Origin of the sequence: Rubrobacter calidifluminis, assembly GCF_028617075.1 — a bacterium.
Classification (GTDB): domain Bacteria; phylum Actinomycetota; class Rubrobacteria; order Rubrobacterales; family Rubrobacteraceae; genus Rubrobacter_E; species Rubrobacter_E calidifluminis.
The window spans coordinates 1-24,218 of record NZ_JAQKGV010000013.1 but is presented as its reverse complement, the minus strand read 5'-3'; the positions used below and the strand labels follow the sequence as shown (position 1 = coordinate 24,218).

Here is a 24,218-nt window from a genome sequence, read left to right as displayed (position 1 = left end):
ACATCTCCCAGGCACTGAGCGGGGAGATCCGGAGCGTACAACCGAATCTCCCCGCCATTTTTGGGGATCAGGCGACCAGGGTGTAGCCGGCCTCCTCGATAGCGGCCCTCAGGTCGTCATCGGTCACCCGGCTTTCGTCGTAGCGCACCTCGACGGTGCCCTTCTCGAAGTCCGCGTCGGAGTGCTCGACGCCATCGAGCTTGTTCAGCTCGCCCTCGACGGCGGCCTTGCAGTGAGCGCAGCTCATTCCCTCCACGTTCAGGGTTCGCTCGACCATAGCGTCTTCTCCTTTCCCGTCGATCTCCTACACTCTCATGAACCGCTCTACGGCTTCGAGCAGCTCATCGACCTTCTCGTCCGCTTCCCGGCCTCCGCTCTCGATCGCCCTGCGCACGCAGTGGTCGGTGTGGTCCCTGAGCAACAACAGGGCCACCTTCTCCGAGGCGGAGATGAAGCTCGAGATCTGGGTGAGGACGTCGACGCAGTACTCGTCGTTCTCGACCATGCGCTGCACGCCCCGCACCTGTCCCTCGATCCTCTTCAGGCGGGCCAGGATCTTCTCCTTGTCCTGAGCCTTGATGTAGCCGTGGGCCTCCTGGCTCTTCGCGCTCTCCATCCGTCAGCCGATCTCCTCTCTGCGCAAGCGAAGCGCGTTGCTCACCACCGTCACAGAGGATAGCGCCATCGCCAGAGCCGCGAGGGCCGGGTTCAGGAACCCGTACTGACCGAGGAACGGGTGCAGCACCCCGGGCGTTCCTCCGCCGCTGAAGACCGGGTAGAGTACGCCGGCCGCCACCGGTATCAGGACGACGTTGTAGGCGAAGGCCCAGAAGAGGTTCTGTTTTATGTTGCGCACGGTGGCCCTGGAGAGACGGATCGCCCGCGCGACCCCGCGAACGTCGCCCGAGATCAGGGTGATGTCCCCGGCCTCCATCGCCACGTCGGTCCCCGTGCCGATGGCGATACCGAGGTCTGCCCGGGCGAGCGCCGGGGCGTCGTTTATGCCGTCCCCGACCATCGCGACGCGTCTGCCCTCCTTCTGGAGCTTCCGGATCTCCTCTTCCTTGCCCTCCGGCAGGACCTCGGCGAGGACGCGGTCCAAGCCGAGCTCCCGGCCGACGGCCTCTGCCGTGCAGCGGTTGTCGCCGGTGATCATGGCAACCTCGAGCCCCATCCGGTGCAGCTCTTCGATCGCCTCTTTGGATTCCTCGCGCACCACGTCGGCGACGGCGAGGATCCCTGCGGGGTTCCCGTCCACCGCGACGAGAACGGGCGTCTTCCCGTCGGCGGAGAGGTCGTCCAGCCGCGGCGCGAGCCCGTCCACGGGGACACCGGCCTCCTGCATGAGCCTGAGGTTGCCCACGAGCACCTCGTGACCGTCGACCCCGGCCCTGACACCGCGACCGGTCGGGGCCTCGAACGAGGTGGGGGACTCCGGCGAGATCCCTCTCTCCTCGGCCCCCCTCACTATCGCTTCTCCGAGCGGATGCTCGCTGTCGCGCTCCGCGGCGGCGGCGAGACGCAAAAGCTCTTCTTCCGTGAAGCCGTCGCCCGCGATCACGTCCGTCAGAACGGGCTCCCCCCGGGTGAGCGTGCCGGTCTTGTCGAAGACGACCGTGTCCACCCGGCGGGCGTTCTCCAGCACCTCGCCGCCTTTGATCAGTATCCCTCGCTCGGCCCCCCGGCCGGTGCCGACCATGATGGAGGTCGGGGTCGCAAGCCCCATCGCGCACGGGCAGGCGATGATCAGGACGGCGACCGCGTTGAGCAGCGCGTGGGTGAAGGCGGGCTGCGGACCGACGATGAGCCAGACGAAGAAGGTGAAGACCGCGACCAGTATCACGGCCGGCACGAACACGGCGCTGATCCTGTCGGCCAACCGCTGGATCGGGGCTTTGGAACCCTGCGCCTCCTCGACCATCCTCATGATCCTGGCGAGAGCGGTATCGCGCCCAACTTTCGTGGCCCGCATCCTGAAGGACCCGCTCTTGTTGATGGTCGCCCCGATCACCTCGTCCCCCTCCCGCTTGGTGACGGGCAGGGACTCACCGGTGATCATGGCCTCGTCCACCGCGGACTCCCCGGAGATCACGACGCCGTCGACCGGGATCTTCTCTCCGGGCCTCACCACCACGACGTCCCCGACAGCGACTTCTTCGACGGGCACGTCGACCTCTTCACCGTCGCGCACGAGGCGCGCCGTCTTCGCCTGCAGCCCGGCGAGCTTCTTTATCGCGTCGCTGGCCCGCCCCCTGGCCCGGGCTTCGAGCAACCTGCCGAGCAGGATGAGGGTGATGATCAGGGTGGAGGTGTCGAAATATACGTCCGCCCTGCCGGCGAAGAGCCCCGGTGCGAAGGTCGCCACCGCGCTGTAGAGGTAGGCGACGCTCGTCCCGAGCGCGACCAGCGTGTTCATGTCGGCCTGCAGGTGCCTGAGGGCCCCCCAGGCTCCCCGATAGAAGCGCCGCCCGAACCAGAACTGGACCGGCGTCGCCAGGATCAGCAGCCCAACGTTCCACAGCTGCCCGGGAACCGGCGGTCTGAAACCGAACATGTGTGGGATGCTCCCGAGCACTACGAGGAGCGTGAGTGCGGCCGCCCCGAGGAAATCCTTCTTCAATATGGACTGCTCTTTACGATCTTCCGGCTCGGCAGAGCCGCCATCCTCCGCATCGAAGACCACCTCGTAGCCGGCTCCCGTGACGGCCCGCTCGAAGTCTTCTCTCCCGGTTTCTCCGGGCAGATACTCCACCGTAGCCCTGCCGGTCGCCAGGTTGACGTTGGCCCCCAAAACCCCGGAAACTCCCTCCAACGCCCGCTCGACCCTGCGGACGCAGCTGGCACACGTCATCCCCCGGACCTCGAAGTCGACCCGCTCGACCGGCACCTCGTAGCCCGCCCCCTGCACGGCCTCGACCAGCGCCCGGGGATCAGGGGCCCCCTCCCCATACTCGACCCGGGCCGTGCCCGTTGCCAGGTTGACGCTCGTAGAATCAACCCCGGAGACCCCGGAGAGCGTCTTCTCGACCCTCCGGACACACGAGGCACAACTCATCCCCCTCACCGGAAGAACCAACATCTTCCGCTCTTTGGTCTCGCTCATAGAACTCCTTTCAGATCGGAGCCTCTACTCATATACTATACCCCCCCACCCTATATGTCGAACAAAAATCTCTAGGGTCGGGGGCAACGGAAGACGAAGTGGTAGGGGAAGCCCGCATCGAGGGTCTGGCAGGAGAATCCGGCCGAGGCGAGGAAGGCGCGGCCCTGCTCCGGCGAGAGGGCCTCGTCGGCGGGGGGGCCGGCGTCGCGCTCGACGTCGGCGTTCCAGTCGACGACGAGGAGGAAGCCGCTGGGGGTGAGCAGGCGTCGCATCTCGCGCAGAGCCTTCTCTTCGAGCTCGTGCAGGAGGTTGACGGCGAGGATGCGGTCGGCGGAGCCGTCAGGGAGGGGGACGGCATCGTCTGAGATGTGGTGCACCGAGACGTTGGGGAGGTGTTCGGCGGCGAGCCGCTCGCGGAGGCGTTCGATCATCTGGGGGTTCTCGTCTATGGCGTGGACGGTGCCGCGGGGGAGCCTGTGGGCCAGGGGGATGGTGAGCGTCCCCGTCCCGGCGCCGTAGTCCACGACGGTCTCGTCTCCGGCGAGGTCGAGCAGGTCGAGCACCCGGTCGTTGGGCAGGAAGCGCTGGCGCTCGGGCCGGTCGAGGTTGCCCGCCCGGGAGGGATCGAACTTGCGTGGGTGCCTGCGCTCCACGAGGGGAATATAGCAGAAAAGCGCTCCGGGCGTGCTAACATCACGGGATCGCACCACGAAGCAGGAGAGGAGAGGATGGATCCGGCGGAGGGTGCCGAAGAGATCATACTGGTCGACGAGAACGACGAGCCGCTCGGCCCGGAGAGCAAGCTGCGGGCGCACGAGGGCAGGGGGAGGCTGCACCGGGCCTTCTCGATCTTCATCTTCGACCGCGAAGGGAGGATGCTGCTGCAGCGCCGGGCGGCGGGGAAGTACCACTTCGCCGGGCTGTGGACCAACGCCTGCTGCGGACATCCCCGCTGGGGCGAGGGACTGGAGGAGGCCGCCCACAGGAGGCTGAAGGAAGAGTTCGGCTTCGACACCGGGCTCGAGGAGGCCTTCAGCTTCGTCTACCGGGCCTCAGACGAGGAGAGCGGGCTCACCGAGCACGAGTTCGACCACGTCTTCTACGGACGCTTCGACGGCGAGCCCGATCCGAACCCCGAGGAGATCGGCGCGTGGCGGTGGGAAGAGCCGCAGGCGGTGCTCGAGGACCTGAAGAAGAACCCCGCCTCTTACACGCCGTGGTTCAGGATCGTCGCCGGAAGGGTAGTAGAAGAGGGGCCGGCGGTCGGCCAGCCCCTCCGGGACGGGGATGCCTCCGTCCGCTAGCCCTTGTAGGTGAGGACGCGTCCCCAGGTGCTCTTCGTGCCCCACAGGCCACGCCTCAAGACCTCGAGCTGGACTATCTGGGAGTGGTCCACGAAGAGGTTGACCTCCGGGCCGTAGTTCTTGATGTACCACTCGAAGACCTCGGGGTCGGCCGCCTCGAACATCACCTTCTCGAGCCCCAAAGTGTTTATGACCTCGGCGGGGACGTCGGTGCGCCAGGTCTTCACGCTCTCGGTGATGCCCTCGGACTCTATCATGATCAGGTAAGCCCCCGCGTCGATGAAGCGCTTCGCCTGGGCGATCATCCAGCCCGGGTCCTGGGTACCCTCGGCCTCGAGCTCCTCGGCGGTCGTGGTACCGCCGGCGCCGAACTGGATTCCGACCTCCGGCTTGGCCTTCAGGCCCGCCTTCTGTACCTTGTCCACCACCCGCAGCCAGTCGTCGGTCGGGATGGTGATGAAGCCCCCCGAAATCTCGATGATGTCGAAGCCGACGTCCTTGCAGGTCTGGATGTACTTCTCGACCGCATCGTATCCCTGGGTGAGGACGGTCTCCATGAACCCGCCGGTCGAGACCATCACGTCGTGCTCGTGGGCGGTCTCTATGATCTCCCGGAGAGCCTGCTCGGGCATCAGGGTGAACGCCCCACCGGCGAACTTCACCGAGTCTATGTACTGGCCCATCGTCTCGAAGACGTCGGAGAGGTAGCGCTTGCCCATCGCCGCGTAGTAGGGCCCCCGAATCTCGGTGATCCCGCGGGTGCGAGGCTTCTCCTCGCGCTCGTTCATCCGCAGGAAGCCAAAAGCGCTCCCCTTGGCCGAAGCAACGGTCTCGCTCATCGTTTCGTCCTCCTTCCTTACAGTTTTCCCGTGCGGGCGAGGAGCCTCGCGAGCTCCCCGACCTCGATATCCTCCAGGCGCCGTACGACCTCGGAGATCTCCTCCCTGAGCCTCGAGTCCGCGTGCGGCTCCGCGAGGCGCTCGAATTTCTCCTGCGCCCGCTCCCAGGAGATCGGCCGGGTGAAGAACCCCTCGTAGTCGGACTTCTCCTTCTCGAGGACCTTCCCACCCCGGAGGCGCACCCTGAGCCGTGCGGGCATCTCCCCGGGGAAGCGGGCGCTCAGGTCGTCCGCCGGCCGCACCTCGACCCTCTTAAGGAGATCCTGTACGTCCTTCGCGACGATGCGCTCGGGCCGGTACTGGGCCGGGTAGACCTCGCCGTCGAGGAGGGCGACCGCGAGGAGGTAGGGCAGGCTGTGGTCGGCCTCCTCCTTGGTGCGGACGGTCTTCTTCTCTCCCTCCTCCCCCCCACCGATGATGTTGTAGGCGACGTCGAAGGTCTCGAGCTCGACCGACTCGACGTCCCCGGCGTCTATGCCGTGCTCCTCCCTGAGCTCCAGGATGCCCTCCAGGGCGGACTGGGAGTGGATCTCGGCGTTGTACTTCTTGACGATCGTGCGGCGTACGAGCTCGAGGTCCTGATCCGCCCACCCGGCGTCGAAGCGACCGGCGATCGCGTCCATGAACCCCTTGTTGCCCTCGAAGACCTCCGGCGGCCCGGTGATCCCGCGCGCGGCGAGGAAGGCCGCGTGCGCGGCCATGAACCCGGTGTTCGGGTAGGCGAGGCCCTTCCAGTTGGAGAGCGCCCCGGTGCGGGTCACGCGCAGGGCGTTGTTCGCGGTGCCGCTTATGGCTACGGCGTTGGCTATCCTCTTTGCGTCGAGGCCGAGCGCCTTCGCCACGCCCGCCGCGGCGGCGTAGGCCCCCTGGGTGGTGTGGTCGAAGCCCCTGGCCCGCACGGGCGCGACCTCCGAGAGGCGGCACTGCACCTGGTAGGCGACCGCGAGCGCGACCAGGAGGTCCCTCCCCGTCCTCCCGGCGTACTCGGCGGCGGAGAGCACCGCGCCGAGGTTGTCAGACGGGTGGCAGGTCTCGCCGGGGGCGAGAAACGAGTCGTTGTAGTCCAGGTAGCGGACGAGCGCCCCGTTGTAGAAGGCGGCCCGGTCGGGGGCGGTCCTGCCACCCCCTATCATGGTCGCGAGCGGGTTGCCGCCGAACTCCTCTATCTCCGCGCGGATCTTCCTCACCGGCTCGCCGTCGAGGGCGCCTATCGCGCACCCCAGAGCATCAAGGATGCGTACCTTGAGCTCCCTTACCGCCTCCTGCGAGAGATCCTCGTAGGAGGCCCCCTCGACGAACCGGGCGAGCTCCTCCACCTGGGTCATGCCCGGACCTCCACAGGACGCGGCTGGTAGCTCCCGGGAACGGCCCGCATGCTGATCGCGAGCCGGTTCCAGCCGTTTATCGCGACGACGGCCATCGTGAGAGCGACGAGCTCCTCCTCGTCGAAGTGCTCCCGCACCCGCCGGTAGACTTCATCCGGGACGTGTCCCTCGGAGACCTTCGTCACCGCCTCGGTCCACTCGAGCGCCGCCCGCTCCCTCCCGGTGTAGAAGGGCGTCTCGCGCCAGGCATCCAGGGCGTAGAGCCGCTGCTCGCTCTCTCCGGCGGCCCGGGCGTCCTTGTTATGCATGTCTATGCAGTAGGCGCAGCCGTTGATCTGCGAGGCTCTCAGCCTCACCAGCTCGAGCAGAGAGTCCTCGATTCCGCTCCCGCGCACGCAGCTCTCCAGACCACCCATGGCCTCCACGGCCCCCGGTGCAACCCTGGTGTAGTCTATCCTCATCTGCACACACCACCTCCTTCTTCACTCTACCGCCGCCGCGGCTTCCTCGAAGAGCTTTCTGGTCTCTTCAAGACATCTCTCGACGCAGCAGGGAAGAGGCCACACCCCCACCACCCGGTGGTCCTCCAGCGGGAAGGCCTCTCCAACTCCTTCATCCGTCCTTCATACTCGGACACCAGCTCCCGTGCAGGCGCACGGCCGCGATGTAGCACCACGGGCAGTAGTACTCCGCCCATTCCCAGAGCTCTACGCTGGCTTCTGTTTTCATCATCGAGGCCACCTCCTGCCTCCTGGCGAACCGCGGTTGCTGCTGCGGGAAAAACTTCTAGACAATTAATTACCCTCCCCCGGAGGGCTGAAAACTACGTGATCGTGAAACATTCGGAGACGAACAGGCCGACCTCGACAGCGAGCACCGCGATAACGGCACTGGCCGATAGAGACTATTGTGTGGTACACATCACGCAGAAAGGGGCCTGGGAGCAGGGAGGCCTGAAGATACACGGTAAAGGTGTGTAGAGGGGAGACGTGATACGAAAGGACGCACTCCCTCCACCCGATGCCGGAGACCCTCCTCGCCACCCGCAGAACTTCGACCAACAAGAACACGGCCAGAACCCAGACCCGCACGAGCACCGTAAAGTCCAGCGGCACGGAGGGTTTGAGCACCGCCGCGACCCGGTTACAGACATCGCCTCGTGCAGGATGCAGTTGGAGTTGTTCCAGCAGCCGATGCGACCCCACCCGCCGCCAGTTCCCGGCGTGGTATAGCGCCACGCCCACCACGCAGAGGAGAACCCCGAGCCAGCCGAGACCAGCGAGCAGCACACGTGGGCCTCCGTGGGGATCCGGCCTGTAAAAAGACGATCACGACGGATTGTGCCGCCACGGTGGAGAGCAGGATCGTCCAGTTCACGCGGGGTCTCGCTCTCATGCGGTCGCCGGGAAACCCGCAAATCTGGTTCATCACAGAGGTTCCTGCGCCCCGGCTCCCCACCAGAAAGCTCCCGTTAGCATCCGCAGCGCGTGGGGCATCACGCCGTCCCGGACGTAACCCGCCGCCATCAGGAAGATCACGAGCGCCATGGTCGAAGCCGGCGCCGCCGTCGGCAGCCGGGGGAGCAAGAGACCGCCAGGCTCCTTCAACCGTACTCCGCGCCTTGATGCGTTGGCACGCGCTACATCTCACTTACCACGCCGGAGACACCCCCGCAGGCAAAACCCGCAGCATAGAAGAGCCTCAGAGCGCGTTGACCGAGAGGATTACCACGATCACGCTGACCAGTATGTCGGCCACAGAGACGGCGAACGAGAGCCTCTGCAGCGAGCGCCGCCTCCCCGAGATCTCCGCGGCCTCCCGCCGGTCATCCGCCTTCTCCTCGGCCTCGGCCAGCTCGCGCAGACGCCGACCGAAATACGCCCCGTGGGAGACAACCAGGAAGAACAGGATGACGAGGAGCGCATACTCCGCGTACAGAAACCCTCCAAAGCCGCCGAAAATCCCATCCAGGACCGCGAAGAACAGCAAAAGCAGCAGATTCAACGTCCCGACCCTCGCGTAATACCCCCCGATTACCGAGCGCACGCCGATGCGCTCGGCATCAGGCCACTTCATCGCCTTGAGCGCCGGCGAGACGACCGTCGTGGTAAACACCACCCCACCGAGCCACACCCCGGCCAGCAGCACATGCACCGTGTGAGTCACCGCATCCAACATCAGCGCGACCTACCTCCCGAAATCTCGACACGTCCACCCATCACATACAATATTACCAAAAATGTAATAATAAACAAAGGGTTATGTGGTCGGGATCACTGTGGCTTGGTCGGGCTGTCGGAGGTCTGCAGGTTGGTGGGGTCGGAGATAAAGTCTGCGAGGGTCTGGGAGGCGAGGTAGCCCAGGATCGCCTCCTGTCCCTCCTCCCAGGCATCGTGCAGGGCGCAGGGCCTGCCTTCGCCGCAGGCCCGCTCCTCCATGATACAGCGGGTCATCTCGAAAGGGCCCTCGATGGCGTTCACGGCATCGGCCAGCGTGATCTCTTCCGGGGGGCGAGCCAGACGCGAGCCCCCCCGCCTCCCTTCCCTGCTGGTGACGATACCGCCGTGGGAGAGCTTCGCCAGGATTCTGGCGAGCAGGCGGCGGGGGATCCTCGCCTCCCTCGAGATGGTGTCCGCCGTGATCAGAGTACCCTCGTCGTGCCATGCGAGATATACGAGCGCCCGGAGTCCGTAGCGTCCCTCGCTCGATAGCTCGAGCCTCAAGAAACCTCCCTCCTGGCTTTTCCGGTGCGGAGCCTTTCCCACTCCACCGCCGGGGTCACCCTCTCACACTACTCTGACACACAGTGTAATGTTTGTCTGGCCTTCTGTCTCCCGATCAGCACTCCTACCTGGCGGGGCGTACCGCGGCGGTCTCCTCGTCCACCGGTAGCCGGGCCGGGGTCCCGCCGTGGGAGCTGGCGTGGAGGGTTCCCTTCTGGGCGATGGAGGCTCCGACTGGAACCAGGCGTTTGTACCCTACGGTGTACTGTGGGTAGATGGGATCGTAGCGCACGACGGTGCCGGGATAGGGAGCGTCGATCATACGCCCGTCGCCCGTGGCTATCCCGACATGGCCTATAGTGCCGTTGCCGTTGAAGTCACCGAAGACGAGATCCCCGGGGCCGGGGCTCGAGACCGCGGTTCCGTAGGAGTACTGCGCGGCGGCGGAGTGGGGCAGGTAGATGCCGAAGTGGGCGTAGACCTCCATCGTCAGCCCCGAGCAATCGACGCCCTGCCGCGAGGCCCCACCGTAGAGGTACGGCACTCCCAGCCAGGTCTTCGCCTCGGCCAGCACGTCCTGCCCGGTGACGGAGCCCCCGTCGGCGCCTGATCCATCGTCGGAGACGACCTTCACGGCGTCCGCGACGATGTATCCAGGAGATCCGGTCCAGCGCGAGAACAGGATGCTGTAGCGATCCCCCGCGTTCATCCTGAAGGTGCCGAGCAACACCCAGCGCCCGCCGTTTCTGGTCTCGTCCACCCGCACCCACTCCATACCCGAGGCGGTCTTTATCCCCACGGGGGCAGAAGGATTGTAGCCCGGGCTCGCGGGCCATCGAGCGTAGACCCTGTAGCTGCCGGAAGCCGGTATCCTGACCCTGAAGGCAGCGGCGTCGGAGACCGCCTTCGGGGTGGCGAACCGGTAGTTCGTCCCGTACTTCTGCGGGCTGTAGGAGCTCGTTCCCCATGAGCCTGACGCCTGGAACCGGTCAGGAGTCGCGTTGTCCACGACCTGAGAGTAAGAGGCGGCGAGGGCCACGCCCGAAAGGAGACAGAAAAAGAAGGCCGGGGTGACGGCGGCAGCCCAAAAACGTGCGAGACGTCCCATGTACTCCCCCCTCCAGGAAGATCACGCTTCTCTTCTTCAAGAAACCACGCCCATATTATCGGGTGGCGGACGGGGAAACTTAAACCCGCGGGCACACCCGCTCAGGGCTTCGTGTCCGCGATGAAATCCTCGCAGGTGAGCGGCTGGGGCATGGCGGCTTCCCCGCGGCACATCCCAACCTCGGCCATCGCGGCATCCTCGAGCAGACGCTCGGCGAGCCGGGCATATTCCGGACCGAAGTCCCTCACCTCGCGGGCGAGGGCTTCGAGCTCCTCCTGCACCGCCCCGAGGGCGACGATCCGCCTCAAGCTACGCGCCGGGATCTCTATCTCGCACCTCCGCCGATGGTCTTGGGCCGCCCCTCTCCGACTCTACATCCTCCGCTGGGGAAAGGTATCGCCCATCCAGAGGATGTTCGACGGACCCGAACCCCTTCACAACCCCTCTCGGCCTACCTGGGGGCCATCCTGATCGCGCCGTCGAGCCGGATGACCTCGCCGTTGAGCATCTGGTTCTCGATTATGTGCTTCGCCAGAGCCGCGTACTCCTCCGGTCTGCCGAGGCGCGCGGGGAACGGCACCTGCCGGCCGAGCGACTCGCGGGCATCTTCGGGGAGCGCCGCGAGCATCGGAGTGTCGAAGATGCCCGGCGCGATCGAGACGACGCGGATGCCGTAGCGGGCGAACTCGCGGGCTATGGGGAGCGTCATCGAGACCACCCCTCCCTTGGAGGCCGAGTAGGCGGCCTGCCCGATCTGTCCCTCGAAAGCTGCGACGGAGGCGGTGTTGACGATGACCCCGCGTTCCCCGTCCCGGGTGGGCTCGTTCTCGGCCATCACCGCCCCTGCGAGTCGGATGGCGTTGAAGGTGCCGATCAGGTTGACCTGTATCGTGCGGGTGAACAACCCCAGGCCGTGCACGCCCTTGCGGCTCACCACCCGTGCTGCGGGGCCTATCCCCGCACAGTTGATGAGCCCGCGCAGCGTCCCCATCCGCCGTGCCGCCTCGACGGCCGCCTTCACGCTCTTCTCGTCGGTGACGTCGGTGCGGACGAAGGTTGCCCGCCCACCGAACTCCGAGGCCATCTTTTCCCCGGCCTCCTCGTTTATCTCGGCGATCACCACGCCCGCCCCCTCACCGACCAGCATGCGCGCCGTGGCAGCCCCGAGCCCGGATCCCCCACCGGTAACGATGAACACACCATCTCTTGTCTGCATCTCTCCCCTCCGTAAGGGCAGCGCCACACATCTCCCGCACCCGCACGGCGACCCGCGCGGACCGCCGATATCATAGCGGTAAAGCCCGCGAGAATCCGGATGCGCCGCCGGGCCTGCTACAGGCTGCGCTGCCGGTCGAGCTGCTGCTCGATCGCGTCCGTCGCGATACCGTCGGGCTCGAGAGAGGCGAGCTCCGAGTAGGTCTTCTGGTCGGGGGCCGTCCAGAGGAACACCCCCACCCCGGCACCGCGCAGAACCCTCACGGTCTCCTCCGAAGCACCCCTGTACTCCAGCATCGCCGCATCCGCCCTGCTCTCCCGCACCACCCGGCTCACCTCACGGGCGACCTCCGCCGCAGACGTCCCTCTCTGCGCGAGCGAGATACCGGTCGCGACCCCCGGCGCCTCCTGCTTGAAACGGGTGATCACCCGGCGGTCCGTGGAGCTGACGAGCGTCCTCTCCAGAAGCCCGTACCGGCGCAGCATTTCGCAGGCCCGGTCCTCCCCCCCGCGCCTCTTCCAGTCGAGGTTGAGGATCATGTCCGAGCCGGCGACCACCCTGAGGAACTGCTCCATGTCCGGCAGGCTTTCGGCTCTCTCTCCTGTAGGCTCATCGTGCGAGACGACGAGCCTTCCGTCCCGGAGGGCCACGACGTCGAACTCCACCGCCCGCGCGCCTATCTCCGCGGTGCGCTCCACTGCCGAGAGAGAGTTCTCCGGTCGCCCTTCCCCGTGCGCCCCCCTGTGGGCAACAGCAACCGTCGAACCGAAGGGAAACTCCATCCGCACGGTACGTTCCTGCCCCCCACCAGGTCTCTGTTTAAACCTCTCCACAAGGCGGAGAGGATAGCACCAAAATCCCGTTTCAAAGCAGAAGATCGTTCGAAGTCTCACACCGAGACGTCCCCTTGGTCATTCCCCCAGGGCAACCTCCGCTACAGTCCGGCATCGCAAGGTGAGCTCCCTGATTTATGCACAATTACACACAAAATTTTCCGCTTCGAGCGAACACTTGAGCGTTGCTGAGGTTTGTGATAACGTTGACGACAACAATGTCGGGGAGAGGGGTCCGGGAATGGAAGGTTAAGGTTGTCGACCGTCTATCTACTTGCACGGTGGAGTGCGTGATCACGAACCATTTCGGCACTGGTCTCTGGCATCCGGAGCGGAGCATATAAAGCCAGCCGGGCAAGCAGGGAAAGGAGGATGGTCATTGGGTAAACGCGATCACCGTTTGACAGGTTTGGGATTGATGTTGTGCGTCGTGGCGGTGGTTGCCATCTCGGTGCTTATACCGGGCAGGACCTTGGCGAGGAACCAGGAGGGAGGGAAGACCCCCGACCTCGCGCGCTATGTCAACCCTTTCGTGGGAACCGCACCGGGAGCGACGGATTATGGCACTGGTGGAGGCGCCGGCAACAACTTCCCGGGGGCTGATGTTCCCTTCGGAATGGTGCAGTGGAGTCCGGACACCGTACAGGCCCAGCCCGGAGGGTACTACTACCCGGACGACAGGATCAAAGGCTTCAGCCTCACCCATCTCTCCGGCGCAGGCTGCTATACGTACGAGGACATACCGTTCATGCCCTATGTTGGCAAAGTGACCGAGTCCCCCGCCACGAACCCGGACCGCTACGTCGCCAGGTTCTCGCACGACCGGGAGGCTGCTTCCCCCGGCTACTACCGGGTCAGGCTGGACAACGGGGTGAAGACCGAGCTCACGGTCACCAAGCGTACGGGTATGGGGCGGTTCACCTATCCGAAGGGCAAGCCGGCCACCATGCTCATCAACGTCTCGGGGTCCGCAACGGGGGTCCGAGATGCGAGCGTCACCGTGGGCCGCGACACCGTCTCAGGGTGGGCGACGAGCGGCAACTTCTGCGGCGCCGGGGACACCTATCGGGTCCACTTCTGGGCCAAGTTCAGCGAGCCCTTCCGGAGCTTCGGCACCTGGCACAACGGTTCCGTAAAGCCGGGCGAGAGGACCGCCCGCGGCGGAAGCCCCGAGCAGCTCGCCATAAAGGCCTTCAACGCCCGTGCGACCAAGATGGGAACAAGAGGAGCGCGAAAAACACCTGCGAAAGGACACCCGAAGACCACCGTCTCCGGTCCAGGCTCGGGTGCGTACGTGACGTTCAGGAACGACGGCAGGCCGATCACCGTGAGGATCGGAGTCTCCTTTGTCAGCGTGAAGAATGCGAAAGGCAACGTAGCAGTGGAGAGCCACGGGAGCTTCGCGAAGATCCGGGACCACGCCCGAGAGGAGTGGAACAGCAGGCTCGCGGAGATAAGGATAAAGGGCGGCACCCCGGACGAGCGTACGAACTTCTACACCGCGCTCTACCACGCGTTTCTGCAGCCCAACGTCTTCTCCGACGCGAACGGCCAGTACGTCGGCTTCGACGGCCGGGTGCACAGTGTCAGGAAAGGTCACGCAGCCTACACTAACTTCTCCGGCTGGGACATCTACCGCTCGGAGACGCAGCTCCTCGCGCTGCTCGCCCCCAAGGAGGCTTCAGACATAGCCCAGACGATGGTCGACTTCGCCAGACAGGGGGGATCCTGGGACCGCTGGACGGTTGCCAACGACTACACCGGCGTGATGGTCGGAGACCCGTACCATTCTATAGTGGCGAGCACCTACGCCTTCGGCGCACGCGGCTTCGATGCCAGAGAGGCGCTCAGGTTCATGGTCAAGGGAGCGACGAAGCCGACGCAGGGCTACGTGGAGCGACCGGGCCTCGAGGACTATAAGAAGCTCGGCTACGTCCCTGTCGGGGCCCAGGACGTCTGGGGGCCGGCGGCGACCACGCTCGAATACACAACCGCCGACTTCGGTATCGCCCAGCTTGCGAAGTCCCTGGGCGACGAGGGCATCTACCACACCTTCATGCAACGGGCGCAGTACTGGGAGAACCTCTTCAACCCAGATAGCGGATACATCCAGCCTAGAAACCGCGACGGTTCTTTCGTTTCCCCCTTCGACCCGTCGAGCATGGACAACTACGTCGAGGGCAACGGGGCCCAGTACACCTGGATGGTCCCGTACAACCTGCACGGGCTGTTCAACGCGATGGGCGGCGACGAGAAGGTCGTCTCGCGGCTGGACGAGTTCTTCACCAAGCTCAACGCCGGCCCGCAGGAACCATACGCGTTTTTGGGCAACGAGCCCACCCTCGAGACCCCGTGGGAGTACGACTACGCAGGCGCGCCGTACAAGACGCAGCAGGTGGTCCGCGAGGCGGTGAACACCCTCTACAGACCCACCGCGGGCGGGTACGTCGGCAACGACGACCTGGGAGAGATGTCCTCGTGGTACGTGTGGGCGGCGATGGGGATGTACCCGGAGGTGCCGGGGCGCGCGGAACTGGTGCTCGCGAGCCCGCTGTTCCCCAGAATCGTCATCCACAGCCCAGGAGGACAGACGATCCGGATAAACGCCCCGCAGGCCTCCACTGACACCTACTACGTGAAGAGCCTGAAGGTCGACGGCAGGCCGAGCACGAAGCCATGGCTTCCCGCGTCGTTCGTCAGGAAGGGCGGGACGCTCGACTACACGCTCTCGACGACCCCCGACGAGTCCTGGGGCAGCGCCAGGGAGGACGCTCCGCCCTCCTTCAGGCAGGGTGAGGTTCCCTACCAGACCTACGCCAGCCCCTCACGGGTGGTCGTGGAGCCCGGCGGATCGACAACGGCGACGATAGGCGCGCAGAGCATAAGCGGGGGCTCGACCACAGTGAGCTGGAGCGCGAACCCTCCGTCCGGGCTCAGCACAGACCCTTCCTCGGGCAGCTTCATGGTTCCGGCCGGCAGCAAAGGCACGGTCCAGGTGAAAGTATCCGCCGCTTCTGACACCCCGGAGGGTTACTATCGGATACCGGTGACGCTCCAGAGGCAGGATGGCTCGAGGTTGCAGGATGTGGCCATCACGGTCGTGGTCGCGAAGCCGGGAAGCCTGCTCGCCCTCTTCAACAATACCGGTATCTCGAGCGACGACGACCCCTCGTCAGCCAACTACGACGGCGTCGGCTACAGCTACTCCGAGCAGGCGCTCGCCACGGCGGGCGTGAAGCCTGGGGGGACGGTGAGCGCAGGAGGTATGGAGTTCGTCTGGCCCAACGTCCCGGCCGGCGAGCCGGACAACATCGCCGCAGATGGCCAGACCATCAACCTCTCCGATGTCCCAGCGGGGGCCAGCGAACTGGCCTTCCTCGGCAGCGCGACCAATGGTCCTTCGCAGGGAGAGGTCAAGATCACATACACGGATGGCTCGACCCAGACGGCGACGCTGGGTTTCAGCGACTGGACGCTCAACGCCGGGAGCAGCAGCCCCTCGTTCGGAAACGTGGTGGCGGCGAAGATGCCCTACCGCAACTCCACCTCGGGAAACAGGGACCAGGTGACGACCTACGTCTTCGCCTCCCGGCCGATACCTCTCGAGCAGGGCAAGCAGCCGAAGAGCGTCACGCTTCCCTCCTCAGTGGATCAAGGGACACTGCATGTCTTCGCCGTCTCGGTGAAGTAGCGAGAGACAACCTATCCTCCGTCCGGGTCCGGTGGCGGTCGACAATGCGACCGCCACCGGACCCGGTCCGAGACGGGATCGCGAGCCTTGCTCTTGCGCTGATGATAAGCTTGTCGGCAGCCATGGAGAGAGAACCCTTCAGGAACCCGGGACGGGTGACGCTGCGCGACGTGGCGCAGGAGGCTGGGGTTTCGATCAAGACGGTCTCCCGCGTGATCAACGGCGAGCGCGAGGTCAATCCGGAGACGGCGGCGAGGGTGTCTGAGGTGGCGGCCAAGCTAGGTTATCGTCCAAACGAGCTTGCCCGCAGCCTCAAGGGTCGCCGCACACGTACGATTGGGCTCATGATCGCCGACATCTCCAACCCCTTCTACGCAGCGCTGGCGCGAGCGGTCGAGGAGGTAGCCCGTTCTCGCGGGTACACGATGATCCTGTGCGCCTCCTCAGAGGATCCGGAGATAGAGCGTGAGTACGTCGAGGTGCTCTCCGGGCGACGGGTTGACGGGCTTCTTTTCGTCCCGGCACCCGGCGACGGCAGCCACCTGCGCAGGGAGCAGGAGGCAGGCCTACCCATGGTCGCGATCGATCGCCCGGCAGAGGGCATCCGCACCGACACGGTGATGGTCCAGAACGCAGCCGGCACCAGGAAAGCCGTGGAGCACCTGATCTCCCACGGCCACCGGCATATAGCCTTCATTGGAGACGACAAACGCCTCCACACGACCCGCAAGCGGCTGCAAGGCTACCTTGAAGCCACGAGAGCCACAGGATTGCGGGAATGTTTTCGGCTAGGCTGCAGCACCACTTCTGCAGCAGAGGAAGCAATGCTCGAGCTGCTCGAAGCTCCCGACCATCCCACCGCCATCTTCGCGGGGAACAACCTGATCTCGACCGGTGTCCTCGAAGCCATCGCCCGTGCCGGACTACGCATCCCCTACGATATCGCCTTCGCCGGCTTCGATGATTTTCCCCTCGCCTCTGCCCTCCGGCCCCGCCTCACCCTGGTGCGACAGCCAGTCGACGAACTGGGACGTAAAGCCGCTGAGCTTCTCTTCGATCGGCTCGAGGGAGAGAAATCCTCTTCTCCAAGCCGGATCATCCTTCCCACCCGCCTCATCGTGCGTGAGTCCTGTGGCTGCGCACCTTCCTGATCCGAGCTTGACACGTACGTCAGGTTGGGATACCGTGTCCTTCGACAAGGTTGTCAGCATGGTGGAGAAAGGGAACGTGCGACGAGCGACGGAGGTGGGCCGTGACGGGTGGCAACCCAGAAAAAGATCCTGCAGGAATTGCTAAGGAACCAGTTCTCCAGGTTCGCAGGGTAAGCAAGTCTTTCGGTGCCGTACAGGCATTGAGGGATGTAGATTTCGAGGTCTATCCAGACGAAGTCGTAGCCCTATGCGGCGACAACGGGGCGGGAAAGTCCACGCTCATAAACATCATCACGGGGGTCTTTCCACCGGATTCTGGGGAGATCTTCTTCCAAGGCGAGCGAGTTGAGTTTTCCACGCCGCAGGACGCACGCGAGCGGGGCATAGAAACAGTTTATCAGGATCTTGCCGCCGCCCCGCATCTCGATGCGGTCGCAAATATGTTTCTAGGGCGTGAGAAGTACAGGAAAGGGATTTTGGGACGGCTCGGGTTCCTAGATCACAAGGCGATGAGAAAGGAAGCCGAGGAGCAACTGGAACGCCTCAAAATTCGGGTACAGGACATGCGAAAGCCGGTGAGCACCTTCTCCGGGGGGATGCGCAAGGGCGTGGTGGTGGCCCGGGCAGCGATGTGGGCGAGCAAGCTCATCGTGATGGACGAGCCCACGGCCGCACTAGGTGTCAACCAGGTGAGGGTGGTTCTGGACATAATCCGCAAAGTGAGGGACTCCGGGATACCGGTCATCTTCATCAGCCACAGCCTACCCGAGGTTTTCGAGGTAGCCGACCGCATTGTCGTATTGCGACTCGGGCAGGTGGCGGCCGAGCTAGACCCTGCCTCGTGCTCCATGGACGATGTGGTTGCGGCCATGACCGGTTCGGCTGGCGGTGGAAAGGTGGCCTGAGATGGTGAAGCTGAAAGCCAGGTTGACAAGTAAGGAGGTTGGAGAGCAGAGTCTGCGGCGTTTTGGCATCTCATCGGCGTTCATATTCCTGATTCTGCTCGCACTGATCGTCATCTTCTCCATCCTGGAGGGCGGAGCGTTCCTGAGCGGCAAGAACTTCATGAACATAGCCGTTGACGCCTCGGAGCTCCTGCTCATGGCCGTCGGGATGACGTTCGTCATCATAACCGCCGGCATAGATCTCTCGGTCGGTGCAACCCTCGTGCTCTCTAGCGTGGTCGCCGCCAACACCATGGTTGCGCTCTCCGGCACTCCGCAGCAGGTGCACCACCACATCTACCCGCACCAAAATGTCGCTATACCGGTGGGCATACTCGTCGGGCTCGCTGTCGGCGTGGTCTGTGGGCTCATAAACGGGCTCGTGATCACGCGCCTCAAGCTGACGCCGTTCATAGCAACGCTCGGCACGCTGGGACTCTTCCTGGGCACGGCCCAGATACTCTCTGGTGGGGTGAACGTTCCCTACGTACCACCGGCGATCCAGTCCCAGATCGGCACGCGCGATCTGTTCGGGGTGCTGCCGGTCCCGATCGCGGTCGCCATCGTCGTCGTCGTGATAGCCGCTCTCGCTCTGCGGCAGACCCGCTTCGGGCGCTACACGTACACCATCGGCTCCAGCACGGAGGCGGCACGCAAGGTGGGGATAAACGTCGAGCGTCACCTACTCAAGGTATACGTACTCTCCGGCTTCCTCTCCGGGCTCGCCGGGATAATAGACCTCGCCCGGTTCAATACCGCATCTCCGGGGACGCATACCCTTGACAATCTAAATGTAATCTCTGCCGTGGTTATAGGAGGAGCAAGCCTCTTCGGCGGGATCGGGAGCATCCTGGGCTCGGTGGTCGGCACCTTCATACCCGCGGTCCTGCAGAACGGATTCATCATAGAAGGTGTCCAGGCTTTCTGGCAGCAGGCCACCATTGGGGTGATCCTCATCCTCGCGGTCTACATAGACCAGAGACGTAAGAGTGCAGAAGAACGTTCATAAAGAGGGAGAAAGGAAAGCGATGGAACGCCAGAGCGGTAGGAGAGCCTTCAGTCGGCGGGAATTCCTCGGCGTGGCGGCCGCGGGCGGCTTCGGAGCGATGCTGCTCGGCGGTTGCGGAGGAGGGTCAAGCAGCGGAGCAACGAGCAGTACAGGTAGTGGACAGTCCAAAGCCAAAAAGAACTACAGGATCGTCCTCATCGTGGGCGTCCTCGGGGACGAGTTCTATACCACGATGGGCTGCGGAGCTTCAGCGGAGGCGAACAAACTTGGGGTGGATCTCAAGATACAGGGACCTAAGGACTTCGACCCCAGCGAGCAGACCCCTATCCTGAACGCCGCCATCCAGTCGAGTCCGGATGCCATACTCATCGCGCCGACGGACAAAACCGCCATGATCGCTCCGATACAGAGCGCGGTGAACCAGGGCATCCCCGTCATAGCCGTGGACACGACGATAAACAAGACGGACATTCTTCTGGCCCACATAGGTTCGGACAACTTCAAAGGTGGGCAGGTCGCAGGAGACGCTCTCGCGAAGGCAGTAAACAAGAAGGGTAAGGTCTTCGTGGTCAACGTCAAGCCGGGTATATCCACGACCGACGCTCGCCAGAAGGGTTTCGAAGCCGCCATAAAGAAGTACCCGAACATCCAATACCTCGGGGCCCAGTACGACAACGACGATCCCACCAAGGCAGCCTCCATAACCTCGGCCGTACTGCAGAAGAACCCCGATCTCGCGGGAATCTTCGGCACCAACATCTACGCCGGGGAGGGAGCAGCCACCGGCGTGCGTCAGGCAGGCAAGAAGGGGCAGGTGAAGGTCATAGAGTTTGACGCCTCCCCCACAGAGGTCAAGGACCTCAAGAAGGGAAGCGTGGATGGTCTGATCGCCCAGCATCCCGGGGATATAGGAAGGCTGGGCGTCAAGATGGCCGTAGAGTATCTCGACACCAAGAAGAAGCCGCAGAAAAAGAACGTCACGACCGGCTTCACCGTCGTCACCAGAGGCAACATGAACGACCCCAACGTGTCGAAATACCTCTACAAGGCCCAGTGCTAGAAGCGCTCCTGCAGGAGCACGAAGGCACTCCCTGTCAGCGAGGCCCAGAATCCGGCTAGCAGGTAGCCGCCGAGCACGTCAGAGGGGTAGTGAACCCCCAGGTAGATCCTGCTGAAGCCGATGATGAGGACCAGCAACAACCCGGCCGCCAGCACGAGCCACCTCCAGCCGCCGGAGAGTAGTCGGGCGAGCAGGAGCGCGAGCACCCCGTAGAAGGCCACGGCCATGTCGGCGTGCCCGCTGGGGAAGGAGAAGGAGTGCGGGATCGGATATCCGGGGAAGTGGAAGAGGTGCGGTCTGATCCTCTCCACGGTGTCCTTGACGATGGTGGTGAGAACCATGTCCCCGACGGTGCACACCGGCATGTAGAGGGCATGCCACCGCAGACCCCGCAGATAGAAGAGGACGACGCAGACCGCGAGCAACACCGTGACCACCGAGTAATACCCGAGCGTGGTCGCTGCGACCATGAGCCCCTCGATGGAGGGAGAGAATACCCCGTGCACCTCCATCATGACGGCGACGTCGAGAGAACGGGTCACACCGCGGGAGACGGCGTAGGCGAGTGCGGCGAACGCGGCGAGTAGAAGGAGGGCCGAGACCCCCAGGCAGGAGGCACCCCGCGCATCACGCCCTCCGCGGCTGGTATGCCGCGACCCACCTCTGCCGCCCGCTCCCTTCGGGTTCATCCTCTCAGGCTATCAGAGAGGAGTAAGAGGTGGATGAGAGTACGCTCAAGAAGACGGAACGAAGGGCGAGAAAGCGCTTCCATCGCCGGGAGTGCTCCCGACTTCTATGCTCCACCGTGGACCTCGGCCCGAACCCGGCCGCTCTCACGTGCCTCTCACACCTCCCGGATATCCTATTATTCCTTGCGGACACGTGTAAACGCCCGGCAAGAGCGCTGCGCGAGAGGAACCCGGACCCGCCCGATGACCCAAGGACACCACATACTTATACTCACCGCCGGGGCGGGAGGAGGGCACAAGGCCGCCGGCGAGGCCCTCTCCGGCGAGCTCGCCTCAGCTGGGCACCACGTCCTCGTCGAGGACGGCCTGAACCTCATGTCCGGGTGGATCGAACGGCTCGCCGTAAGCTCCTACCGGAAGGGCCTCACGAGCCGGGGCTCGACCGGTTGGCTCCCGACCTCGTGGGGGATGGCCTTCAAGGTCACCTCCAACCGGTACGGGTCGCGCATGATCCACCGTCTGACGAGCAGCCCGGCTTTCACGAAAGAGCTGCGGGCCCTTCTGCGCTCGTCCGCCCCCGACCTCGTGGTCTCGACCTACCCGCTCGTGAGCGCGGCCGTGGGGCGTCTGCGCCGCAGTGGGGAGCTTTCCTGCCCCGTCGCGGCGCTCATCACGGATTACGGGGCGCACCCTCTGTGGGTCGCCTCGGGCGTGGACCTCAACCTCGTCCCCTCGCTCATCTCGGCCGGTCTGGTCGAGCGGGCGGGAGGCAAGGCCCTGGCGGTACGCATCCCCACACGCGCGTCGCACGCCAGAGTGGACCGGCGAAAGGCGAGAAAAGACCTGGGCGTCCCGCAGGAAGGGGCGTCCGTCGCCCTGATCTCGGGTGGAGCCTGGGGAGCCGGGAACCTGGGGGAGACGACCCGCACAGTGCTTGGGTGCGGCTGGCATGCGATCGTGGCGACCGGCGGAAACGAGTCACTGATGAGACGCCTGCGGGATCTGCTGGGGGGCGAGGAACGCGTGCTCATCCTTGGCTGGCGCAAAGACATGGCGCGGGTGATGGCGGCCGCGGACTGTCTGATCCAGAACGCCGGCGGGATGACGGCCCTGGAGGCGATAGACCTCGGCGTGCCGCTCGTCTCCTTCGACCCCATAGCCGGCCACGGCGAGTACAACGCCAGGATCATGGAGGAGGCTGGGGTGGCGCTCTGGGCGCGCGACGCGAGGGCTCTCGAAGAGATACTCACCGCCGGACGTCCCCCCGCCCCGCGGCGCGAAGAGGGCCTGCCCTCCGCTGTCGAAGCCCTCGAAAACCTCCTGGTCCGCAGCCGATGATAGCCGGCATCGTGCTCATCGTCGCCTCGACGCTCGCCTACAACGCCTCCGTGATCCTGCTCGCCCTCGCCGCCCGCAGGAGCCGCGGGGGCGGTGCCTCGCTCGCGGTCTCCGCGGGCAAACGCTCCTCGGGCATCGCCGGGATAGCGCTGGACGTCGCGGGCTGGGTGTTCGAAGCCGCCTCTCTGACCTTCATCCCGCTGACGCTCGCCCGCATCGTGAGTGCGGCCGGGCTGGGATTCCTGCTGCTTCTCTCCAGCCTCGCCCTGAAAGAACCGCTCGGGAAGGCCAAGCTCGCAGGGGCGGTGCTCCTGGTCGCCGGGCTCTCGGCAGCCGGCGTCTTCCCTCCATCCTACGGTAGCGCCTCTCCCACACCCTGGGAGTGGGCCGCGCTCGTCGCGTCCGCCGGCGCCGTGACCGCAGTTCCTTACGCGCTGCGCGGCAGACGGGCTCCGGCGCGCCCGCTCCTGTTCGCGATATCCTCCGGCGTCTGTTACGCCCTCACCGGAATCCTCACCAAGGGCCTGATCGACCTCCTGCCCCAGAACGCAGGCCTGGGAGACCTCCTGCCCCCACATCTGATCGGCTCAGCCCTCCTCCTCGCCGGGCTCATAGCGGCGAGCGCCGCGGCGTTCGACGCCCAGCTCAGAACCCTGCGCGAGATGGAGGCTTCGATCGCCGCCCCGGTGATACTCGCCCTGCACACGGTGCTCCCCGTGGCCGTGGCTCCTGCGTTCTTCGGGGAGGCCTGGCCCTCGGGGACCATCCCTCAAACCATACTCGGAGCCGGGATCGTCCTCACCGTCGCCGGGGCGCTCACCATCTCCGCCGGTTCGCGCGGAGTGCGCTGAGAACGTCCGGTGCCGCCGTGAGCCACTCCACGGAAGGAGGATGCACGGCCCTCTCGAAGGTGCGCCCACGGATGATCGCCTCCAGCTCACCGGCCGACCGCGCCCAGAGGGCGACGCCGGCCCGCTCCATGGCGCGGGCGTTTATGGCGCCGTGGCCGGGTATGGGCCGGTAGAGGAGTACGGGGAGCCCAAGGGCGGCCGCCTCCAAACAGGTGACGCCCCCAGCGTTCTGGACGAGGAAGTCGGCCGCGGACATGAGTAGCGGCATCTCCTCCGTCCACCCGACGATCCGTACGTCGTCCCTCCCCGCGTACTCGTGCTGCAGGCGTCTCCTCAGCACCTCGTTGCGCCCGGTCACCGCCACGACGTGGCACGCCCGTGTCCCCGCGACGGTGCGCACGCAACCCGCGAGATCCCCTATCCCCCACGCTCCACCGACGACGAGCGCGACCGGAACCCGCAGCGGCAGGCCGAGCGTCCGCCGGGCCTCCTCCCGCGAGAGAGGTCGCCGGAAACCCTCCCGGAGCGGCATCCTCACCACGGTCGCCTTCCCCCCCGCCCGCTCGACCATCCCGGCCGAGACCTCCGAGGCTACGAGGTGGACGTCCAGCGCGGGCGAGACCCACATCGGGTGCACCCCGTAGTCGGTCACGAGTGCTGCGACCGGCACCGTGATCCTGCCACGCCGCCGCAGGTGCCCGAGCGCCGCCGTGACGAGCGGGTAGGTAGAGACGATGAGGTCGGGAGACGTAGTACGGACCACCTCGAGCAATCTACCCCCGAAGAGTGCCCCGACCGAGACCCTGACCAGGTCCGCGGTCCCCCGGAAGGAGATCGTCCACAGGAGCAGCGCCAGAGGACGCGGCAGGTGTCGCACCTGCCCCACGTACATCCCGCCGAGCCGTTCCGCCGGCACCGGGCTCATGATCTCGAGCCCGTCGCGCAGCTCCACCTCCCAGCCCGCCCGCCCGAGC

At 65.2% G+C, this 24,218-nt stretch carries 24 protein-coding genes; 8 read left to right on the top strand and 16 right to left on the bottom strand.

Annotated features, from left to right (window positions below; translation table 11 throughout):
* Positions 1 to 67: 67 nt before the first annotated feature.
* The 4 genes from PJB24_RS11260 to PJB24_RS11245 form a co-directional block, all read right to left on the bottom strand.
* On the bottom strand, positions 68 to 277 hold the full coding sequence (locus PJB24_RS11260) for a copper ion binding protein (protein ID WP_273845917.1): 210 nt from the start codon (positions 275 to 277) through the stop codon (positions 68 to 70).
* Between the two features lie 27 nt (positions 278 to 304).
* Positions 305 to 616, bottom strand: coding sequence for a metal-sensitive transcriptional regulator (locus PJB24_RS11255; protein ID WP_273845916.1), 312 nt, complete (start codon positions 614 to 616; stop codon positions 305 to 307).
* A gap of 3 nt (positions 617 to 619) precedes the next feature.
* Positions 620 to 3,103, bottom strand: coding sequence for a heavy metal translocating P-type ATPase (locus PJB24_RS11250; RefSeq protein WP_273845915.1), 2,484 nt, complete (start codon positions 3,101 to 3,103; stop codon positions 620 to 622).
* A gap of 71 nt (positions 3,104 to 3,174) precedes the next feature.
* A complete protein-coding gene (locus PJB24_RS11245; RefSeq protein ID WP_273845913.1) occupies positions 3,175 to 3,756 on the bottom strand; it encodes a class I SAM-dependent methyltransferase in 582 nt (193 codons plus the stop codon).
* Positions 3,757 to 3,831: 75 nt separating this feature from the next.
* Between PJB24_RS11245 and idi the strand changes: the two genes are divergently transcribed.
* A complete protein-coding gene (gene idi / locus PJB24_RS11240; protein ID WP_273845912.1) occupies positions 3,832 to 4,407 on the top strand; it encodes an isopentenyl-diphosphate Delta-isomerase in 576 nt (191 codons plus the stop codon).
* Here idi and PJB24_RS11235 read toward each other — a convergent pair.
* The 10 genes from PJB24_RS11235 to PJB24_RS11190 form a co-directional block, all read right to left on the bottom strand.
* Positions 4,404 to 5,246 carry a phosphosulfolactate synthase gene (locus PJB24_RS11235; RefSeq protein WP_273845911.1) on the bottom strand — a complete coding sequence of 281 codons (843 nt, stop codon included), beginning with the start codon at positions 5,244 to 5,246 and terminating at the stop codon, positions 4,404 to 4,406. The genes idi and PJB24_RS11235 overlap by 4 nt on opposite strands.
* Positions 5,247 to 5,263: 17 nt before the next feature.
* Positions 5,264 to 6,631 carry an MmgE/PrpD family protein gene (locus tag PJB24_RS11230; RefSeq protein ID WP_273845910.1) on the bottom strand — a complete coding sequence of 456 codons (1,368 nt, stop codon included), beginning with the start codon at positions 6,629 to 6,631 and terminating at the stop codon, positions 5,264 to 5,266.
* Complete coding sequence (locus PJB24_RS11225; RefSeq protein WP_420541931.1) at positions 6,628 to 7,098, bottom strand: carboxymuconolactone decarboxylase family protein; 471 nt, start codon at positions 7,096 to 7,098, stop codon at positions 6,628 to 6,630. Before PJB24_RS11225 ends, PJB24_RS11230 begins: the two co-directional genes overlap by 4 nt.
* A 960-nt stretch (positions 7,099 to 8,058) precedes the next feature.
* Positions 8,059 to 8,238, bottom strand: coding sequence for a hypothetical protein (locus PJB24_RS11220; RefSeq protein ID WP_273845909.1), 180 nt, complete (start codon positions 8,236 to 8,238; stop codon positions 8,059 to 8,061).
* Between the two features lie 94 nt (positions 8,239 to 8,332).
* Positions 8,333 to 8,809, bottom strand: a complete 477-nt coding sequence (locus PJB24_RS11215) for a DUF4149 domain-containing protein (protein ID WP_273845905.1) — start codon at positions 8,807 to 8,809, stop codon at positions 8,333 to 8,335.
* A gap of 95 nt (positions 8,810 to 8,904) precedes the next feature.
* Positions 8,905 to 9,354 carry an RrF2 family transcriptional regulator gene (locus PJB24_RS11210; protein WP_273845902.1) on the bottom strand — a complete coding sequence of 150 codons (450 nt, stop codon included), beginning with the start codon at positions 9,352 to 9,354 and terminating at the stop codon, positions 8,905 to 8,907.
* Between the two features lie 124 nt (positions 9,355 to 9,478).
* Positions 9,479 to 10,462, bottom strand: a complete 984-nt coding sequence (locus PJB24_RS11205; RefSeq protein ID WP_273845899.1) for a golvesin C-terminal-like domain-containing protein — start codon at positions 10,460 to 10,462, stop codon at positions 9,479 to 9,481.
* Positions 10,463 to 10,563: 101 nt separating this feature from the next.
* A complete protein-coding gene (locus PJB24_RS11200) occupies positions 10,564 to 10,770 on the bottom strand; it encodes a hypothetical protein (protein WP_273845897.1) in 207 nt (68 codons plus the stop codon).
* A 143-nt stretch (positions 10,771 to 10,913) separates the two neighbouring features.
* Positions 10,914 to 11,678 carry a 3-hydroxyacyl-CoA dehydrogenase gene (locus PJB24_RS11195; protein ID WP_273845893.1) on the bottom strand — a complete coding sequence of 255 codons (765 nt, stop codon included), beginning with the start codon at positions 11,676 to 11,678 and terminating at the stop codon, positions 10,914 to 10,916.
* Positions 11,679 to 11,794: 116 nt separating this feature from the next.
* Entirely contained in the window at positions 11,795 to 12,460 is a 666-nt protein-coding gene (locus PJB24_RS11190; RefSeq protein ID WP_273845891.1) for a glycerophosphodiester phosphodiesterase, read from the bottom strand.
* 523 nt (positions 12,461 to 12,983) lie between these two features.
* Between PJB24_RS11190 and PJB24_RS11185 the strand changes: the two genes are divergently transcribed.
* The 5 genes from PJB24_RS11185 to PJB24_RS11165 all read left to right on the top strand — a co-directional run bounded on the left by PJB24_RS11185 (position 12,984) and on the right by PJB24_RS11165 (position 20,366).
* The gene (locus tag PJB24_RS11185) at positions 12,984 to 16,202 is read left to right on the top strand and encodes a GH92 family glycosyl hydrolase (protein ID WP_273845890.1); all 3,219 of its coding nucleotides are present in this window, start codon (positions 12,984 to 12,986) and stop codon (positions 16,200 to 16,202) included.
* 122 nt (positions 16,203 to 16,324) lie between these two features.
* Positions 16,325 to 17,353 carry a LacI family DNA-binding transcriptional regulator gene (locus PJB24_RS11180; RefSeq protein ID WP_273845888.1) on the top strand — a complete coding sequence of 343 codons (1,029 nt, stop codon included), beginning with the start codon at positions 16,325 to 16,327 and terminating at the stop codon, positions 17,351 to 17,353.
* 101 nt (positions 17,354 to 17,454) lie between these two features.
* Positions 17,455 to 18,258, top strand: coding sequence for an ATP-binding cassette domain-containing protein (locus PJB24_RS11175; RefSeq protein ID WP_273845887.1), 804 nt, complete (start codon positions 17,455 to 17,457; stop codon positions 18,256 to 18,258).
* A gap of 1 nt (position 18,259) precedes the next feature.
* Positions 18,260 to 19,306 carry an ABC transporter permease gene (locus PJB24_RS11170; RefSeq protein WP_273845885.1) on the top strand — a complete coding sequence of 349 codons (1,047 nt, stop codon included), beginning with the start codon at positions 18,260 to 18,262 and terminating at the stop codon, positions 19,304 to 19,306.
* 19 nt (positions 19,307 to 19,325) lie between these two features.
* Positions 19,326 to 20,366: an ABC transporter substrate-binding protein gene (locus tag PJB24_RS11165; protein WP_273845884.1), complete on the top strand. Its 1,041-nt coding sequence runs from the start codon at positions 19,326 to 19,328 to the stop codon at positions 20,364 to 20,366.
* Here PJB24_RS11165 and PJB24_RS11160 read toward each other — a convergent pair.
* The gene (locus PJB24_RS11160; protein ID WP_273845883.1) at positions 20,363 to 21,055 is read right to left on the bottom strand and encodes a phosphatase PAP2 family protein; all 693 of its coding nucleotides are present in this window, start codon (positions 21,053 to 21,055) and stop codon (positions 20,363 to 20,365) included. The genes PJB24_RS11165 and PJB24_RS11160 overlap by 4 nt on opposite strands.
* A 243-nt stretch (positions 21,056 to 21,298) precedes the next feature.
* Between PJB24_RS11160 and PJB24_RS11155 the strand changes: the two genes are divergently transcribed.
* Together PJB24_RS11155 and PJB24_RS11150 are read left to right on the top strand one after the other, a co-directional pair.
* Positions 21,299 to 22,393 carry an MGDG synthase family glycosyltransferase gene (locus tag PJB24_RS11155; RefSeq protein ID WP_273845881.1) on the top strand — a complete coding sequence of 365 codons (1,095 nt, stop codon included), beginning with the start codon at positions 21,299 to 21,301 and terminating at the stop codon, positions 22,391 to 22,393.
* Positions 22,390 to 23,244 (top strand): hypothetical protein, encoded by an 855-nt coding sequence (locus tag PJB24_RS11150; RefSeq protein WP_273845879.1) that lies wholly within the window; start codon positions 22,390 to 22,392, stop codon positions 23,242 to 23,244. Before PJB24_RS11155 ends, PJB24_RS11150 begins: the two co-directional genes overlap by 4 nt.
* Here PJB24_RS11150 and PJB24_RS11145 read toward each other — a convergent pair.
* Positions 23,210 to 24,218, bottom strand: a 1,009-nt coding sequence (locus PJB24_RS11145; RefSeq protein ID WP_273845878.1) for an MGDG synthase family glycosyltransferase, incomplete at its 5' end; no start/stop codon positions are given. The genes PJB24_RS11150 and PJB24_RS11145 overlap by 35 nt on opposite strands.

Excerpts from the sequence above, each read along its gene's own strand:
- PJB24_RS11170 (WP_273845885.1), top strand. The coding sequence starts at position 18,260 with ATGGTGAAGCTGAAAGCCAGGTTGACAAGTAAGGAGGTTGGAGAGCAG.
- PJB24_RS11230 (WP_273845910.1), bottom strand. The coding sequence starts at position 6,631 with ATGACCCAGGTGGAGGAGCTCGCCCGGTTCGTCGAGGGGGCCTCCTAC.
- PJB24_RS11165 (WP_273845884.1), top strand. The coding sequence starts at position 19,326 with ATGGAACGCCAGAGCGGTAGGAGAGCCTTCAGTCGGCGGGAATTCCTC.
- PJB24_RS11235 (WP_273845911.1), bottom strand. The coding sequence starts at position 5,246 with ATGAGCGAGACCGTTGCTTCGGCCAAGGGGAGCGCTTTTGGCTTCCTG.
- PJB24_RS11160 (WP_273845883.1), bottom strand. The coding sequence starts at position 21,055 with ATGAACCCGAAGGGAGCGGGCGGCAGAGGTGGGTCGCGGCATACCAGC.
- PJB24_RS11260 (WP_273845917.1), bottom strand. The coding sequence starts at position 277 with ATGGTCGAGCGAACCCTGAACGTGGAGGGAATGAGCTGCGCTCACTGC.
- PJB24_RS11155 (WP_273845881.1), top strand. The coding sequence starts at position 21,299 with ATGACCCAAGGACACCACATACTTATACTCACCGCCGGGGCGGGAGGA.
- PJB24_RS11255 (WP_273845916.1), bottom strand. The coding sequence starts at position 616 with ATGGAGAGCGCGAAGAGCCAGGAGGCCCACGGCTACATCAAGGCTCAG.
- PJB24_RS11180 (WP_273845888.1), top strand. The coding sequence starts at position 16,325 with ATGGAGAGAGAACCCTTCAGGAACCCGGGACGGGTGACGCTGCGCGAC.
- PJB24_RS11250 (WP_273845915.1), bottom strand. The coding sequence starts at position 3,103 with ATGAGCGAGACCAAAGAGCGGAAGATGTTGGTTCTTCCGGTGAGGGGG.
- PJB24_RS11150 (WP_273845879.1), top strand. The coding sequence starts at position 22,390 with ATGATAGCCGGCATCGTGCTCATCGTCGCCTCGACGCTCGCCTACAAC.
- PJB24_RS11195 (WP_273845893.1), bottom strand. The coding sequence starts at position 11,678 with ATGCAGACAAGAGATGGTGTGTTCATCGTTACCGGTGGGGGATCCGGG.
- PJB24_RS11215 (WP_273845905.1), bottom strand. The coding sequence starts at position 8,809 with ATGTTGGATGCGGTGACTCACACGGTGCATGTGCTGCTGGCCGGGGTG.
- PJB24_RS11205 (WP_273845899.1), bottom strand. The coding sequence starts at position 10,462 with ATGGGACGTCTCGCACGTTTTTGGGCTGCCGCCGTCACCCCGGCCTTC.
- idi (WP_273845912.1), top strand. The coding sequence starts at position 3,832 with ATGGATCCGGCGGAGGGTGCCGAAGAGATCATACTGGTCGACGAGAAC.
- PJB24_RS11190 (WP_273845891.1), bottom strand. The coding sequence starts at position 12,460 with ATGGAGTTTCCCTTCGGTTCGACGGTTGCTGTTGCCCACAGGGGGGCG.